Here is a 15,920-nt window from a genome sequence, read left to right as displayed (position 1 = left end):
AATGAGTATATTAATTACCATATGTGCCAGGGGAGGGTCCAAAGGAATACCAGGAAAGAATATACGTTCCATGGCCGGTAAACCCTTGATCGGTTATACCATTGAGATGGCGAAGAATTTTGCATCAACAAAGAACTGTGTAATAGCTCTTTCTACGGACTCGGAGGAGATTATTAGCACCGCGGCGGGTTTCGGACTGACTACCGATTATAAAAGGAGCGCTGAACTTGCAACAGATACTATTGGTAAAATGCCGGTGATTATCGATTTGATGCATTTTGAGGAGAAGAAAAGGGGAGTAACATTTGACTATCTGATTGATCTTGATATAACTTCTCCTTTCAGAACAGCCAACGATCTCGACATAGCGCTGCGGATGCTGACGGCTGATGAGGAAGCAGTGAATATTTTTTCTGTTAGTCCGGCTAAACGGAATCCGTATTTCAACATGGTAGAAGTGAATAAAAACGGGTATTTTGAACTGGCAAAAAAGGGAGAATTTGTAACGAGGCAGTCCGCACCCAAGGTTTACGACATGAACGCTTCATTCTATATCTATAAGAGAAGATTTTTTGATGGCGGGTTTCATACAGCTGTTACGAATAGATCGCTTGTATATGAAATTCCTCATATGTGCTTTGATCTTGATGATGAGGTTGACTTTGACTTTATGGAATACTTGTTGGTCAATAATAAACTGGATTTCATATTATGAAAGTACTGATCATTGGCCTCGGATCAATTGCTCAAAAGCATATTCAGGCATTAACAAACATCAGTAGCGGTGAAATTTCGTTATATGCTCTTCGTAGTAGCGCGTTACCCAATCAAGTTCCTGACATTACCAATATTTCTTCTATCGGGGAGGCGGGAGTTTCTTTCGATTTTGTTATAGTTTCCAATCCTACTTTTTCTCATTACGATACGCTCCGCAAATTACTGGATTATAACATTCCACTTTTTATTGAAAAACCACTTTTTCATACACTTGACGGTGGGCAGCAATTGGTTGACCAGATCATTAGTAGTAAAGTAAAAACTTATATAGCCTGCAATCTGCGATTCCATCCATGTATTGTATTTATTAAAGATCTGCTCCGCCAGAAGCGTCAACGGATAAACGAAGTGAACATCTATGCTGGTTCGTATTTACCAGACTGGAGGCCGGGAATTGATTACAGACAGGTTTACAGCGCAAATGAAAAAATGGGAGGCGGAGTACATCTTGACCTGATCCATGAACTCGACTATGTGACCTGGCTTTGGGGAACACCTAATTCATCAGCCGCTACCCTTAGAAGCACTTCTTCATTGAATATCGACGCCGTTGATTACGCTAATTATCTCCTTCAGTATGAGCAATTCACCGTTAATATTGTACTGAATTATTATAGAAGAGATACAAAAAGGACCTGTGAAATATTATTTGAAGACAATACTGTTTCTATAGATTTGATAAAGCAAAAGGTCTGGTGTAATGAGGAATTGATATTTTCATCAGACATAGATCCACTGTATACATATAAAGAACAGATGAAGTATTTCATCTCAGCTATAAAAGAGGATAACGGTTATATAATGAATGATATCCAATCTGCTTTTAATGTTTTAAAAATTTGTTTGAATGATGAGCAAGTTAAAAGATAAGGTGATTGCTGTTACAGGAGGAAACGGGCAATTGGGCAGCAATTTTGTTACATATCTGCGTGACCATGGTGCAAAGGTAATTGCTATTGATAAGGTAATTACCACTGAAGATGACTTTAACCTGTGCGCCGACGTGACAGATGAGCATTCCATCAAACAGGCTTTGCAGATAATTCTGGACAGGTTTGGCGCTATTGATGGATGGGTGAATAATGCTTATCCAAGAACCGACGACTGGGGTAGACTTCCGTTTAACGAGGAATCAATGGAATCGTTTGAGAAGAATGTTAACTGGCATTTAGTCGGCTACGTAAAATGCTGCCAGATTGTACTGAATCAGATGATGAAGCAAAAAAAGGGCTCCCTGGTAAATGTTGCATCTATTTATGGTATTACCGGACCTGATTTTACGATATATGAAGGAACACCAATAATAAACCCTTCTGCATATGCAGCTATAAAAGGTGGAGTCATTAATTTTACCAGATATCTTGCAGCCTTTTATGGTCCTCATAATGTTAGGGTGAACTGTATTTCCCCGGGCGGCATATTTAATCATCAGCCAGAGAAATTCATTGAACAATATGAACATAAAGTTCCTCTAAGAAGACTTGGCACACCTTCAGATATTTCGCCTTCTGTTGGATTTTTGCTAAGTGATGATGCCGTATATATCACGGGGCATAATCTGGTTGTTGATGGCGGGTGGACTGTCATTTAATGACCTAATACTAAAAACGTAATTCAAACGATCCGCGTAATGTTGGGTAAGTACATCAAAATATATTTGTGGCAGTTTATTTCTATCCTGCTGAATTTCGGAACTTTATTCGTAGTAACACCTTTTTTGTCTTCAAATAAATCGTTATTTGGTATCTATACCATTATAGTTTCATTGAACATTTTCCTGTCTTACGCGGATTTTGGTTTCATTTCCGCCGGGTTAAAATATGCAAGTGAATCATACGCCAGAAACGACAGGAAAGGAGAAATAAAGATTGTGGGATTTGTTGCATTTATCTTCACAGTATTTGTGGGATTATTCCTGGTTATTATGCTGGGCATTTCTTTTCGTCCTGATTTAATTGTTAATGGCCTTAAACCTGACGAAACAAAAACTGCCAGTACCTTACTGGTTTTATTGGCTTTGTTTTCTCCAACCTTTATCCTGCAGCGTATGTTGCAGGTCATTTTTTCGGTAAGGATGGAGGACTATCATTTTCAGCGCCTGCTGATAGTATCCAATTTGTGCAAAATATTGTCTACTTTTTATTTCTTTGGAAGAGGAGAATATTCGCTGGTGGGGTATTTTCTATTTACCCAAGTATGTAATGCGGTAGCAATGATAGCAGGATTGTGGCAGGTGAAAAAGCGACTGAATTATGATCTGTTTTTTTTACTTCGCTCGTTTAAATATTCCAGGGAGTTATTTGATAAAACAAAGAAGCTAGCCTTTAGCTCCGTTTTTCTCACAGTCTGCTGGATACTTTATTATCAGCTTGATCCTTTTGTAATTGGGAAAATGATCGGAGCGGATGCGGTGGCGGTGTATGCTATTGGTCTTACTATGCTGACCTATATCAGGTCGTTGTATGGGATCTTGTTTTCGCCATTTACAGCAAGATTTAATCACTATCTCGGAGCCAACGATATTGAGGGGCTGAAGCGGGTTTTTGTGAATGTCCTGGTAATAACCCTACCGTTAACACTTTTTCCCGTTATTTGCCTTTCCATCACTTCTGAGGCGTTAGTTATTAACTGGGTGGGACATGGCTATGCTTCCTCTGTATTTATCACACAATTGCTGATACTTTGTTATAGCTTAAGTTTTATCTCGTCTCCGGCGGGTATCCTCATTATGGCGTATGAAAAGGTGAAGATGATATATGTTACAAGTGCTATGTTGCCAGTTATTTTCTGGGTTGGTATCGCCGTTACCTATTCATTCTGGGGACTTACTTCCTTTGCGATATTCAAGTTGTTGTCGTTTGTTTTGTCGGCACTGGCGTATTTTTTTATGAGTTGTAAATTATTACAATTCAACGTGAAGGATACAATAAGAACCGTATTATTACCGGCAGTTTTACCAGCTCTGGCAGTAATAATATCATGTATATTTGTTAAATCGTACATACCGATAGGACATAACAGGTTAAACCTTTTCTGGTATTTACTTATCATTGGTACTATTTGTCTGATGGGATTATTTTTATATTACATCTGTTCCCGTATTTTCAGAAAGTATGTATTAGAGATGATAAGCCAGCTAAAACCAAAACTTTTTTTTAAATAAGACTAAATGGAACGTGCATTTGTTGGTATTCCTGAAAGGGATTTTAACAGGGTCTTTATTGTGGAAGACAGGAACCACTGGAATTCTTGTAAACCATTGTTTAATGAAGAAACAGATCTCGTGTTGGTAATAGATCTGGGCTTGATGAAAATGCTGAAAAAGGAAAAAATAGAAGTTTTTTATTTAGATAATATACTTGACAGAAATTACCTTGAAGAGAGAAACTATGAACTGCATCATTTTCTGAATAAGTGGTATCTCGACAAAGATGGAAATGACATTATTGTTTATAAAGGAGTGCCGGTTGGAAGCGCTTATCTTTTAAACATACTTAATGATGTGACCTATAACTTTCACTTCTTTATTTATTTGAGTGCAGTCAAGGTTGTATCATGCAGGGAAATCATTTGTGCGGTAACGGATGAGGTAATCAAAAAGTGGGTGAAGATACTTCTCCCCGCGGCAAGATTTATAGAAGAAGTGGATCGGAGCGAAGTGCCCACTTATTATTTCCCGATATCTGCCTGGATGGAGGAGAAAATGAAAACGGATACATTTGCAAAAAAAATAAAGCGTTGGGGGGTAGGCCTGTTCGAGTATATAGGCAGGGTAAGAGAAACCTTAATGAGAAACGACGCTCCCGCCATTTACCTGCAAAATTATCATCCAACTTTTCCTATCATTGATGAACTTAAAAAGAATCGTGATGTCAAAGTCATCATGGCAAATTATTCGAGCCCGGTTAACGCGTTAAAAGAACGGAGGGTATTTTACCGTAACAGAACGATACCCGCTGATATAATAGAATCCAGCCTGACCGCTTTCAAAAACAGGTCATTTTACGACTGGAAAATTGATGGCTTTGATATAGGTGCCAATTTGCTGGAATTGATTGTTCCCAAATTACCCAAACTCCTGCAAAGTGCTTTTTCGAGGATTGAGGATATTGAGAATTATTTTGGTCCGCAAGATGTGCGGCTAATGGTACCTGTAACAGAGCTGTGGCTTGAGAATAACCTGATCATCAATTATTGTAAGTTAAAAGGTATCCCGGTTTATATGATCATCAATGGCTTATTGGTGAATAACTTTTCCTATGATGCGAGAAGAGTCGATTGGGTAAATAGTTATAGTGAGGCGATTAAGGAAGATTACTTTGGAGGAATGGATAATGCAATCTGTCTTGGCGACCCGAGAATGGACCATTATAGCAATCAGCAGCCTAAGGTTATTGACAGGGAGAATCCTGTTATTATTATTGGTGCGGGAGGTTATAATCTTATTGATATGAACTCCTATTTAGCCTACGAATTTGACTTTCTATATGATTTACTGGAAGTTTTATCGGATCTTGAAAGGGAGGGCTACAAACATAGTATTGTGTTGAAAGTCAGGGAGAATGGCTATGCTTCACAGTATAGTCGTTTTTTGGATGAATACTTCCCACATATGAAAGTGCGGATTGAACAGCAAAAACCATTTAAAGAGGTAATAGCAGAAGCTGACTTTTATCTTTCTTTTTATTCACAAACATTGTTTGAGGCATCTATCCTCGGAATACCAGCATTGTACTATAAGAAAGACCAGCATATCATCAACAAACCATTTGATGGTAAATCAGAGCTTGTAACGGCGTTTGATAAAACGTCCCTTAAAGAGAAGATCATTGCGTTCTATAAAGAAGATCCGATTTATGATGTTTTTCTTAAGAAATCAGTTCTTGAGAAATATATTGGTAAACTTGATGGAAAAAACCTGGACAGAAATCTTCAGTTTATCAACAGATTTTTGAGTAAGAACAGAAAGGAAAATAACTAATCTGTTCACCTGACTATTTAACACAGAAGAAGTATTCCAATGAGAAAAGTTCTGATTTACAGTGATTGTTTTGTTTATAGTGGAAGTGAAAATGTCATTGAAAACATTTTGCGCTCAGAAGAAATCCAGGAGGAGTTCTTGTTGAATTTCTATTATGCCTATAATAAAGAATACGAGAAGGGGATCAAAAGAAAGTTTGGCGGAGCCGAAAATGTAAAGTCAGTAAAAAAACTTATCAATCCGTATCCGCAATGGGGACATCCATTGCAATCCGGAGAAATAAAAGGAAAGGCAAAGCGTATTTACACGAGGGTGTTATATACACTAGGACTGGTTTTTAATAAGATAGGGCTTCTTCAGTTGTATAATGGCCTCGTATTATTCAGGCTTTTCAGAAGGGAACGGCCTGATATATTATTGATCAATAATGGGGGGTATCCCGCAGCTGAAACATGCAGAATAGCTGCAATTGCCGCCAGGATTGCAGGGATCAGAAGTGTGCTTTTTGTAGTTAATAATATGGCATATCCGCAAAAGAATATTTGGGATAAATGGAAAGACAGATATATTAACAAGTATGTCAGTTACTTTATAACGGCTTCAAAAGCTGCGAGTGACCGGCTGGCTGAGGCCAGGAATTTTGACCAGCAAAAGTGCTTCAATATTCCCAATACGTTATTAACCCAGACAGAAGAAACGAGTATTGCCGGATCAGGGATTTTAAGGCGTGAGTTTGGTGTTGATGATGATAGTATCGTAATGGGGGCCGTGGGGCTGTTGACCCGTAGAAAAGGCTATCACGTCTTAATTACAGCAGTGGCCATGTTAAGACAAAAACAACCATTGGCCAGGTATAAGCTGGTAATATTTGGTGAAGGAGAGGAAAGGTCTGCACTCGAGAAGCTCATAAAGGATTATAATCTGGATGATGTCGTTATTTTGCCGGGCTTCAGGCCAAATGTAATGGAGTATGTGAGGGATATGGATATATTCATAACACCTTCAATTGCCAATGAGGACTTCCCATATGTCATCATAGAAGCAATGATGATGGGTAAGCCAGTAGTTGGCTCAAGGGTAGCCGGTATCCCGGAGCAGATTGATAACGGGGTGACTGGCTATGTTGTTGCTCCCGATGCTCCGGACGAATTGGTAAATGCTATTCAAAAAATGTTGGACAAAGAAAAAATAGCAACCATGGGGCGTAGCAGTCGGGAGCGATATTTCGAAAAATTCAGCAATCGTCTGATAATGAAACGTTATCTGGAAGTTTTTCGATCGATTTAAACTTTACCTGCTGTTAGCCGTTTTTTTCGCATAAAACAATGTTGTTCAGATATAGGGTTTTCCGCTTAGGCAGGATCTTACTGAGCAGCAGGGCAGAAAGATTCATCCAGATAACCACCACCCTCCAGTAGATACCATTGATGATTCGTATCCTGGATTTGTAGGAAACCATATGGATAATCTGAAGTTGCATGATGGCCTGAATACTGTCACCGGTTTTCTCAATAGATAACACATTAAAACCATGTTTACCCAGCAGCTCCTTTAGTGCGAAAACAGTGTAACGGGCGTAGTCATAAGGCTCTTCGTGTTCGGGGAAGGCAAAAGGACAGGTGATCAGCATTTTTCCACCTTTTTTCATTACCCGGTTTATCTCTTTAAGTATATCATCCAGATTGAAAACATGTTCAAAAACCTCACTACTGAACACCGCATCAAAATGTTCATCGGGAAAAGGAATGGTTTTCCCGTCATAGAATACGTCTACCGGCTCGTCATCATGCAAGTGTGCGGGGTTGTACAGGTCAACACCAACATATTCTTTTACATCAAATAAGCTTCGATATGGTTTGGATCCGCAACCAAAATCCATTAAGGTGCCTTTTAATTGCGGGCAGTATTTCTTTACAGCCTTTAGGATGCCATTACGGACAAGATAAATAGGGTAACGGATATCCGGATTAAAATTATACGGTACTTTATCAGCAGACATAATATAGCGAAGTTATTATTGCTTAATGGCGATTCTTCCGGTATCATCAATACGACTCAGGAAAACAGGAAATTGATATTCATCGAAATACTCGTCTACAGCTTTTCTGGCGCCCTTCCAAAAGCCGTAGTCGTCAATAATAAGAATTCCTCCTCTTTGAAGAAGAGGGAAAAGGTGAATTAACTCATGCTTGGTTGATTCATACCAATCTGTATCCAACCGGAGTAAGGCAATTTTTTGAGGTATCCTGGCAGGAATAGTGTCTTCTACCTTTCCGGCTATATAGTTTATTTTTTCAGGGTTGTATTGGCTCAGCCCCATAGTTTGCTTTACAGTGTCCAATGCGGAGTAAGCCCATATGAGTCCTTTTTTCGCCTGGTCCTGTTGCAAAAGGTCAGAGGCATCTTCTCCATTAAAGGTTTCGTCTTCGGCTGAGGGGGCAGACATTCCTTCAAACGTATCGTACAGAAACAATTCCCTGTCGGTATCATTTAAGGCCTTCAGTGTCTCAGCAATAGCCAACATACTGCCACCTTTCCAGACACCACACTCCACAATATCCCCCTGAATTTTATATTTATGTATATACTTTACTGCTTCAATAAGACTAAAAACCCTTTCCTGGCTGGTCATTGTAAATGGGGCAACCTTGGCGCAGATACGTTGGTGCTCAGCTTCAAAATCTGCTGGAAACTTCGGTGAAGAATCAAGACGGTTGATAATTTTTCGATAGATTTTCTTTATCATAGTCGTAAACAAATATTATATGCTGAAATAATGAAACATAAATTGGCTTTTAACCGGTTTATGTACTACATGCTTATTAAAATAGTTGTATAAATGCAATGGCCTATATTTGTCAGCACATCTCGATTTCCGGCATCTAATTATCTTTGGCAGACGTTGCTCATCCTTTCGACGGGAACCCCAACCATATAATATACAGAGATATCGTTTTCATAAGATTTAAAGATATTGAAAAAAAATGATCTCTTCTTGTTTATCCCTGTTTTTTGCTGTAAACTTGCGCTAGCAAGGTATTTTGTCTCTGCTGAGAGCGTTTTATTAATTGTAAACAATTTCACCCTAACTTGTTTCCCTTTAAGGAACGGAATCCGGAATTCTCAGTATCGTTGCCGGACTAGTTGCACCAGGTATAGGAAGGACGTCAAGCTTTAAAATCATCAAAACAAGCACGCTTAGATATTTATCATGTTCATCAAAGAATTGAGCGATAAACTGAAATTTTGGAGGCTAGCCGACAGGATAGGGCCTGACATACCTTCTACACATTGGAAGCTACATTTTCAGTCGACCATGTTGAAACTTTGCCGGAAAAAGTTTTATCATTTTGATAAAACCGCCCAGTTCCGGGCCGGAGCATATGCTGTGGGTTGTTCACAGATATCGATAGGGAAGCGGGTGGTTATCCGGCCATGTTCACACTTACATGGGGCGTCTGCCAATCTTGACGTTAGTATCACTATTGAAGATGATGTGCTGATAGGGAGTGGTGTTCATATTTATGTAACAAATCATAATTTTGACAATCCTGAAATACCAATTTATTACCAGGGACATTATCCGTCCATGCCTGTAGTGCTGAAAAAAGGATGTTGGATAGGAGCTAATGCAATTATTCTTCCCGGGGTAACTGTCGGGGAAAACAGCGTGATTGGGGCCGGATCAGTTGTAACCAGATCTGTACCAGATAGAGTGGTTGCCGCGGGAATTCCTGCCAAAGTAATAAAATCGCTGGAAGATGCAGCTAAGAAAAGCTGAGGTACGGAACAGTTTTCAAGGCCTTTTGCCACTATCGATTGGATATCAGCAGTTTGTGCCAGAAGCACTGGTCTTTCCGACCTTTTATAATTGGTTAATCCAAATATTTTTATGAACCGTCAGCAGGCGAATATATCAGTAGTATCGGCTAATTACAATAATGGAAAATATCTCCGTCAGTTTATTGACTCATTGATGAACTCCTCGTTGCTACCGAGGGAGATCATAGTAGTTGACGATGGATCTAAAGATGATTCTGTAAGGATCCTGACAGAAATTGCAGGAGAAACTGAGATACTAAAACCGGTATTCCTGAACAAAAACCAGGGTTTCGCCAATGCACTTAATGCAGGATTAAAAATGGCCTCTGGTGATTATATCTTAAGGCTTGATCCGGATGATTTCGTACACGAAGATCGCATCAGGTTACAATATGAGTTGTTGGAGCGTAACCGGGAACTGGACGTAGTGGGTAGCAATGCTGCTTATTTTGATAGCGATACAGGTAAAATTATTTTCAAAACCAACTTTCCAGCTACTTACGAAGAAATAAAAAAACGCTACCATACTGCTATGCATGGAGTATTGCATGGAACCGTAATGGGTAAAACGGCGCTTTTCCAAAAATATGGTTATCAACAGGAATATGTCCCTGCCGAGGATTATGCTATCTTTGCCAGGATGATTGCAGATGGTGCTGTTATGCAAAACCTGACAGCATCACTTACATTTGTTCGCATACACGCAGGAAGCGTTTCAAACGACCTTAAATACAAAGCAATCCGCGAACCTTATGCTATTTGTAATGAATTGTTTCACACCAGCTATGGGCCGTTGAGATCAAAGCTTACATATTATCATCTGAAATTTTATCGCAGGTTTCTCTTTCAGAAAAATCTTTTGAAACGGATGTGGTATCTTTTCCTGGCAATTAGCCTTAATCCGGCTAAATTAGTGGCTAGAATAAAACGCCAGTAAAAAGTAAGTTAAAAGTATGCAGCATCTAATTTCAGTCATAGTACCTGTTTATAACGCGGAGGCATATATTGCTGATACTATTGATTCAGTATTGCAACAAACATATACTAACTGGGAATTGTTATTAGTGGATGATTGTTCTACTGATAATAGCGCATCAATTATCAGGGCATACGTGGAAAAGGATGATAGGATTAAGTACTTTAAACCTGCACAGAACTTTGGAGGCCCCGCCGGACCGCGTAACATGGGAATCAGAGAGTCAGCCGGCACTTATCTGGCTTTTTTAGATGCAGACGACATTTGGCTTAGCGATAAGCTGGAACGCCAGTATCAGGTAATTACTACAGAGAATGTGGACCTGGTGTCTACTAACATTTTCTTTTTCGGAGATCGTGTAAAAACCTGGTCTCCAAAGTTGCCGGCATTACCTACACTTGGGGAGATGTTGCTGCATAATAAAATCTGTACCTCATCGGTAATGGTACGAAAAACGCCGGATGTTATATTTGAAGAAGAGAAGAGGCTTATCAGTGTAGAAGATTATTATCTCTGGCTAACTTTGTTTTTTAAAGGATATAAAGTCAGGATCATTACGGAGCCATTAGTCAAATACAGGGTAACAGCCAACTCGCTGATACATAAAAATGAATTTATTTCAATTCTGAAAGCCAATTATGTCGTATCCAGACTGGTAGTTGATTTCAAGTATACCAACTGGATATTGATGAGGGTGTTTTTTAGAGCAGTTAAGGATCTTGCAAAGTTGCGGGTAAAAAAAGTAATCGGTAAATGAATACAATACAGGTCAATAAGGAGCTCTCTGGCGGAATAGTGTGGTCGAAGCAAAAGCTCCGGGAAAAGATCCTGCTCTCTTTATTGACTTTTCAATTATTACTGCCGGTCATCTGTCTTTTAGTATTTATTTATCTGGGCAAATTTTTAAACCCGTTCGGGGCATATTTTCTTATTTCGGTATCCGTTCTTGTATTTACATTTATTTGCATTTCAAGAGCGGCGAGCCCCGCAATTTATACTCATTTCATTGGCTTTTTGTTATTGCAGGCGGTTACAGTGCTCGGTCATATTGCAGCTTTAGGAGTTGCAGATGGTGCACTGGAAGGCCTGAGAACAATTTCTAATTTTTATTTTTACTGGTATCTCGGTTATGCCTGCTATTTCACGTTTTACAGAACCGGTAGAATGGAAGTTTTGCTCAGGTGGATTATCAGTGCAGGACTTTTTATAGCAGCAGTAAATATTATTCACTTTTTCTTCAATACGATATTGGGTAATTATGCGGCTGTAAAATCATACCTGGAAATACTGAACCAGAATCTCGCTGATTACCTGGATATGGAAGGAACTAATGGTTTTTTGAGGCATGCAGGGTATTTTCTGGATACGCACAGCCAGTTTTACATCCCTCTTGCCACACTTATTATCCTGCAGATAGAGAAATTCCCCGTTAAAATGAAGGGATGGAAGATTGCCCTGATCGTTGTGTCTATCTTACTGTCGGGAGTAAAAACTGCCTATCTTATCATGCTGCTGATGTGGCTTATTATATTGATGAGAACCAATGTTAAAGCCGCCATTAATTTTTTTCTGGCATTGATTGTGCTCAGTATTGCGGTCATGTTGTTTTTTAATGAAATGATAGTGAATATGGTTGTAATGATCTTCACGCATGATATGGATATTTTGGTGGAGCATATTTATCACAACCCTATCCGTTTGTTTAATGACTATACGCTGGTTTTTTTTCTGGGGGGAAACCCCGGACTTGTTGAAAAAATCTATTCAGAAGTATATCTGATCACTACTATGTACTTCATTGGATTGGCAGGACTTCTTTTATATTTGTCACCTTTAATTGTGTTGCTTTTTAATAGGAATAAAAAATATTTTCTGGGTTTAATCATTTTTGTTTATTTCATTTTTACGTTGTCGCATTACCCTGTCTTTAAGGTAGGGATTAACAATATTGTCAGTGCGCTGCCAGTGGTGTATTTATTAGCCGCGATTAATGATTTTAAAATTAAGAAATGATAAATAGTAGAGTAAGATGAAAATAGCCATATTAGGCACAAGGGGAATTCCCAATAATTACGGAGGATTTGAACAGTTTGCCGAGTATATTTCTGTGGGCCTTGTTGAGTTAGGACACGAGGTAACTGTATATAATCCGCATTTTCATGGTTATCAGGAAGATACTTTTAAAGGGGTAAAGATTGAGAAAGTGAAAAGCCCCGAGCAGAGCATCGGAGCTGTTGGGAACTTTATTTATGATTACAGATCCCTTAAGCATGCGCTGACAAAAGACTTTGATCTCATTTATGAGGCAGGATATGGTACGGCATCTCCATCTTACTTTCTACTGAAGAACAGTAAAATTCCGGTGTTAACCAATATGGATGGACTGGAATGGAAGCGTTCTAAATGGAATTTTATTACCCGCCGGCTGATGCGGTATTTTGAGACGTTGGCTATAAAAAAATCTCATTACCTGATTTCCGATAATCTGGGAATTCAGCAATATTATAAGGAGTTTCATAATACGGACACGATTTATTTGCCATACGGTGCGGATGCAGTTTATGATTTTGAGGAGAAACTGTTGTCAGAGTATGATCTCAAGGCTAATGAGTACTTCCTTCTGGTTGCCAGGCTCGAGCCTGAAAACAGTATTGCTATGATATTGGATGGATACCTTGAATCAGGGCATTCTTCTCCATTTATTGTTATCGGAAACCATCAGAACAAATATGGAAATTATCTGAAAGAAAAATATAAAAATAAGAATATAAGATTTCTTGGAGGGGTATATGATAAACAAAAGCTGGATTCGCTCAGGTGTTATTGTAAGGCCTATCTGCATGGGCATACCGTGGGAGGAACCAATCCTTCATTATTAGAAGCAATGGCTTCAAATGCTTTTATTTTTGCGCATGGTAATAACTTTAACAGAGGGGTATTGGGAGCAAACGCGCTTTATTTTACTAGTAGCCGCGAGCTTGCAGTATCTATTTCAGAAGTAGATATGCTCGCTGCAAAAAATAAAGATGGTTTTCTGTCGGGTAATAATAGCAAGATTAACAACTATTATAATTGGAAACGTGTTATTAAGCTTCATGAAGAAGTTTTTGCTGATGTAATAGCGGGAAATAGAAAAAGTTTTTCCCGGCGTAAAAGTTAGAAAAATGAATCATATGAAAATTAGATCTTTTCAGCTGCTCCTGCTTTTGATGAGTGCGATAGTCGCCATTCCTGTTTCAGGCCAAAGAACAAAAAAGAAAAAGAAAATAACCCAAACAACTAAGTCTGCGGCTACTGCCCCGTTTAGAATCATTGGGTATTTCTCTAATTGGGGACCGGTAACAAAAATTAAATATGATAACATTACCTGCGTAAATTTTGCTTTCCTAAAGCCAATGCCAGATGGTACAATTGCCAATGATAAGACCTATGACAAGCTATATGATATTGTAGCCAATGCAAGGCCTAAAAAAGTGAAAGTAATTGCGGCGCTTGGCGGACAATACACAGATAAGACATTCTCAAAGATTGCGGAAAGTGACGCGCTGATGGATAAGTTTGTTGATAATGTAATGGCTATCGTCGACAAATATCAACTGGATGGTATCGATTTAGACTGGGAATATCCAAAATTTAATTCAGATGAGCCGCAGAAGTTGGTACAGTTAGCTAAAAAGTTTTCTGTGAGGCTTCACCAGAAAGGGAAATTATTAACCATGGCTGTATCAGGTAAGCCTAAGTGGGGCGCTTTAGCGCCAGATGAATTATATCCGGTGGTAGATTATTTTAATATTATGGCTTACGATGATATGGAACAAGCTTCGCACTCAAGCTATGATTTCGCTGTAAACTGCCTGAACTATTGGATTATTGACCGCAAGCTTCCCCGGGAGAAGGCGAATCTTGGTTTACCTACCTACGGCCGTAACCCTAAGGTAGTGCCGCCGTATTACAAAGACCTGATAAGTAAAGGTGCTGATCCCAACGCAGATTCTTTTAATGGAGTCTATTATAATGGGATAAACACCATCAAGAAGAAAGTTGATCTTGCCATGAGAAATGTGGGTGGGATTATGATATGGGAGATAAATGGTGACACCGACGATGACAAAACTTCACTCATCAGGGCCATGAAAGAGGAGACTAAAAGTAAACCAAGCTCACAAATTAATAAAAGTAAAAATATGAAGGTTGTTCAATAACAATAACCATATCTTGTGAGTATTTTTGCGGAGAATTAATATCAATAATGAAAAAAGCTATTATAACTGGAATTACTGGCCAGGATGGAGCCTACCTGGCACAGTTACTTTTGGATAAGGGATATGAGGTTCATGGTATTAAAAGAAGGAGTTCCCTTTTTAATACAGACAGGATTGACCATATCTATCAGGACCCGCATGAAAGAGGGGTCAGGCTTAAACTGCATTATGGGGATCTTACCGATTCCACCAATCTTATCCGTATCATCCAGGAGGTACAACCTGATGAAATTTACAACCTTGGTGCCATGAGCCATGTACAGGTTAGTTTTGAATCACCTGAATATACGGCCGATGCAGATGGGATTGGTACACTCCGGGTACTTGAGGCTGTTCGTTTGCTCGGCCTTACTAAAAAGACAAGGGTATACCAGGCATCCACCTCAGAATTATACGGGCTGGTTCAGGAAGTACCGCAATCTGAGAGAACACCCTTCTATCCCCGTTCTCCCTACGCCGTAGCTAAAATGTATGCATATTGGATTACTGTCAATTACCGCGAGGCTTATGATATGTTTGCCTGTAACGGTATATTGTTTAATCATGAAAGCCCTTTGAGAGGGGAAACTTTTGTGACCAGGAAAATAACCAGAGGCGTTGCCAAAATATCTCTCGGTATGCAGGAGAAGTTGTATATGGGAAATCTGGATGCTAAAAGAGATTGGGGACACGCTAAGGATTATGTGGAAGCGATGTACTTAATCCTTCAGCAAGACAGACCGGAAGATTTTGTGATAGCTACAGGAATTACTAATACAGTGCGTGATTTTATTAAAATGGCCTTTTTAGAAGTAGGAATAGAAGTGGAATTTAAAGGTACAGGTGTTGATGAGAAGGGAATAGTGAAACATGTTAACTCATCCGGTTCACTGCTTAAACCTGGCCAGGAAGTTATTGCCATTGACGAGCGCTATTTCAGACCCACAGAAGTGGAGTTGTTAATAGGAGATCCGGCAAAAGCGAAAAGACAGCTTAATTGGGAGCCCAAATATGACCTGGCTGCACTGGTAAAAGAAATGGTGGAAGCGGATGTTGAGCTGTTCAAACGTGAGAAATTATTAAAAGATTCGGGTTATAAAGTATTAAACCAGTTTGAGTAAGA

15 protein-coding genes are annotated in these 15,920 nt (G+C 39.2%); 13 read left to right on the top strand and 2 right to left on the bottom strand.

From position 1 onward, the window contains the following. Window position 1: 1 nt before the first annotated feature. The 6 genes from AB6805_RS06060 to AB6805_RS06035 all read left to right on the top strand — a co-directional run bounded on the left by AB6805_RS06060 (window position 2) and on the right by AB6805_RS06035 (window position 7,045). Window positions 2-715, top strand: coding sequence for a cytidylyltransferase domain-containing protein (locus AB6805_RS06060; RefSeq protein WP_370908556.1), 714 nt, complete (start codon window positions 2-4; stop codon window positions 713-715). Next, on the top strand, window positions 712-1,647 hold the full coding sequence (locus tag AB6805_RS06055) for a Gfo/Idh/MocA family protein (RefSeq protein ID WP_370908555.1): 936 nt from the start codon (window positions 712-714) through the stop codon (window positions 1,645-1,647). Before AB6805_RS06060 ends, AB6805_RS06055 begins: the two co-directional genes overlap by 4 nt. Next, window positions 1,625-2,368 carry an SDR family oxidoreductase gene (locus tag AB6805_RS06050; protein ID WP_370908554.1) on the top strand — a complete coding sequence of 248 codons (744 nt, stop codon included), beginning with the start codon at window positions 1,625-1,627 and terminating at the stop codon, window positions 2,366-2,368. The genes AB6805_RS06055 and AB6805_RS06050 overlap by 23 nt, the downstream gene beginning before the upstream one ends. A gap of 279 nt (window positions 2,369-2,647) precedes the next feature. Next, window positions 2,648-3,940 carry a hypothetical protein gene (locus AB6805_RS06045; RefSeq protein ID WP_370908553.1) on the top strand — a complete coding sequence of 431 codons (1,293 nt, stop codon included), beginning with the start codon at window positions 2,648-2,650 and terminating at the stop codon, window positions 3,938-3,940. A 6-nt stretch (window positions 3,941-3,946) separates the two neighbouring features. Further along, on the top strand, window positions 3,947-5,758 hold the full coding sequence (locus AB6805_RS06040) for a hypothetical protein (RefSeq protein WP_370908552.1): 1,812 nt from the start codon (window positions 3,947-3,949) through the stop codon (window positions 5,756-5,758). Window positions 5,759-5,797: 39 nt separating this feature from the next. Further along, complete coding sequence (locus tag AB6805_RS06035; protein WP_370908551.1) at window positions 5,798-7,045, top strand: glycosyltransferase family 4 protein; 1,248 nt, start codon at window positions 5,798-5,800, stop codon at window positions 7,043-7,045. Between the two features lie 13 nt (window positions 7,046-7,058). On the opposite strand, the gene AB6805_RS06030 is transcribed toward AB6805_RS06035, so the two are convergent. Together AB6805_RS06030 and AB6805_RS06025 are read right to left on the bottom strand one after the other, a co-directional pair. Next, the gene (locus tag AB6805_RS06030; RefSeq protein ID WP_370908550.1) at window positions 7,059-7,757 is read right to left on the bottom strand and encodes a class I SAM-dependent methyltransferase; all 699 of its coding nucleotides are present in this window, start codon (window positions 7,755-7,757) and stop codon (window positions 7,059-7,061) included. A 15-nt stretch (window positions 7,758-7,772) separates the two neighbouring features. Then, a complete protein-coding gene (locus AB6805_RS06025; protein ID WP_370908549.1) occupies window positions 7,773-8,504 on the bottom strand; it encodes a TylF/MycF/NovP-related O-methyltransferase in 732 nt (243 codons plus the stop codon). A gap of 465 nt (window positions 8,505-8,969) precedes the next feature. Between AB6805_RS06025 and AB6805_RS06020 the strand changes: the two genes are divergently transcribed. From AB6805_RS06020 to gmd, 7 genes are all read left to right on the top strand, one after another. Further along, on the top strand, window positions 8,970-9,539 hold the full coding sequence (locus AB6805_RS06020; protein WP_370908548.1) for a DapH/DapD/GlmU-related protein: 570 nt from the start codon (window positions 8,970-8,972) through the stop codon (window positions 9,537-9,539). Between the two features lie 111 nt (window positions 9,540-9,650). Continuing rightward, window positions 9,651-10,517 carry a glycosyltransferase family 2 protein gene (locus tag AB6805_RS06015; RefSeq protein WP_370908547.1) on the top strand — a complete coding sequence of 289 codons (867 nt, stop codon included), beginning with the start codon at window positions 9,651-9,653 and terminating at the stop codon, window positions 10,515-10,517. 16 nt (window positions 10,518-10,533) lie between these two features. Beyond that, window positions 10,534-11,313 (top strand): glycosyltransferase family 2 protein, encoded by a 780-nt coding sequence (locus AB6805_RS06010; protein ID WP_370908546.1) that lies wholly within the window; start codon window positions 10,534-10,536, stop codon window positions 11,311-11,313. A 560-nt stretch (window positions 11,314-11,873) separates the two neighbouring features. Beyond that, a complete protein-coding gene (locus AB6805_RS06005) occupies window positions 11,874-12,569 on the top strand; it encodes a hypothetical protein (RefSeq protein ID WP_370908545.1) in 696 nt (231 codons plus the stop codon). Between the two features lie 16 nt (window positions 12,570-12,585). Beyond that, window positions 12,586-13,716 carry a DUF1972 domain-containing protein gene (locus AB6805_RS06000; RefSeq protein ID WP_370908544.1) on the top strand — a complete coding sequence of 377 codons (1,131 nt, stop codon included), beginning with the start codon at window positions 12,586-12,588 and terminating at the stop codon, window positions 13,714-13,716. Between the two features lie 13 nt (window positions 13,717-13,729). Continuing rightward, the gene (locus AB6805_RS05995; RefSeq protein ID WP_370908543.1) at window positions 13,730-14,758 is read left to right on the top strand and encodes a glycosyl hydrolase family 18 protein; all 1,029 of its coding nucleotides are present in this window, start codon (window positions 13,730-13,732) and stop codon (window positions 14,756-14,758) included. A 47-nt stretch (window positions 14,759-14,805) separates the two neighbouring features. Next, window positions 14,806-15,918 carry a GDP-mannose 4,6-dehydratase gene (gmd, locus tag AB6805_RS05990; protein ID WP_370908542.1) on the top strand — a complete coding sequence of 371 codons (1,113 nt, stop codon included), beginning with the start codon at window positions 14,806-14,808 and terminating at the stop codon, window positions 15,916-15,918. Window positions 15,919-15,920: the final 2 nt, after the last annotated feature.

This window comes from Chitinophaga sp. RCC_12 (genome assembly GCF_041360695.1).
Classification (GTDB): Bacteria; Bacteroidota; Bacteroidia; order Chitinophagales; family Chitinophagaceae; genus Chitinophaga.
The sequence above is the reverse complement of the archived record's forward strand: the minus strand, read 5'-3'. Positions and strand labels throughout refer to the sequence as shown.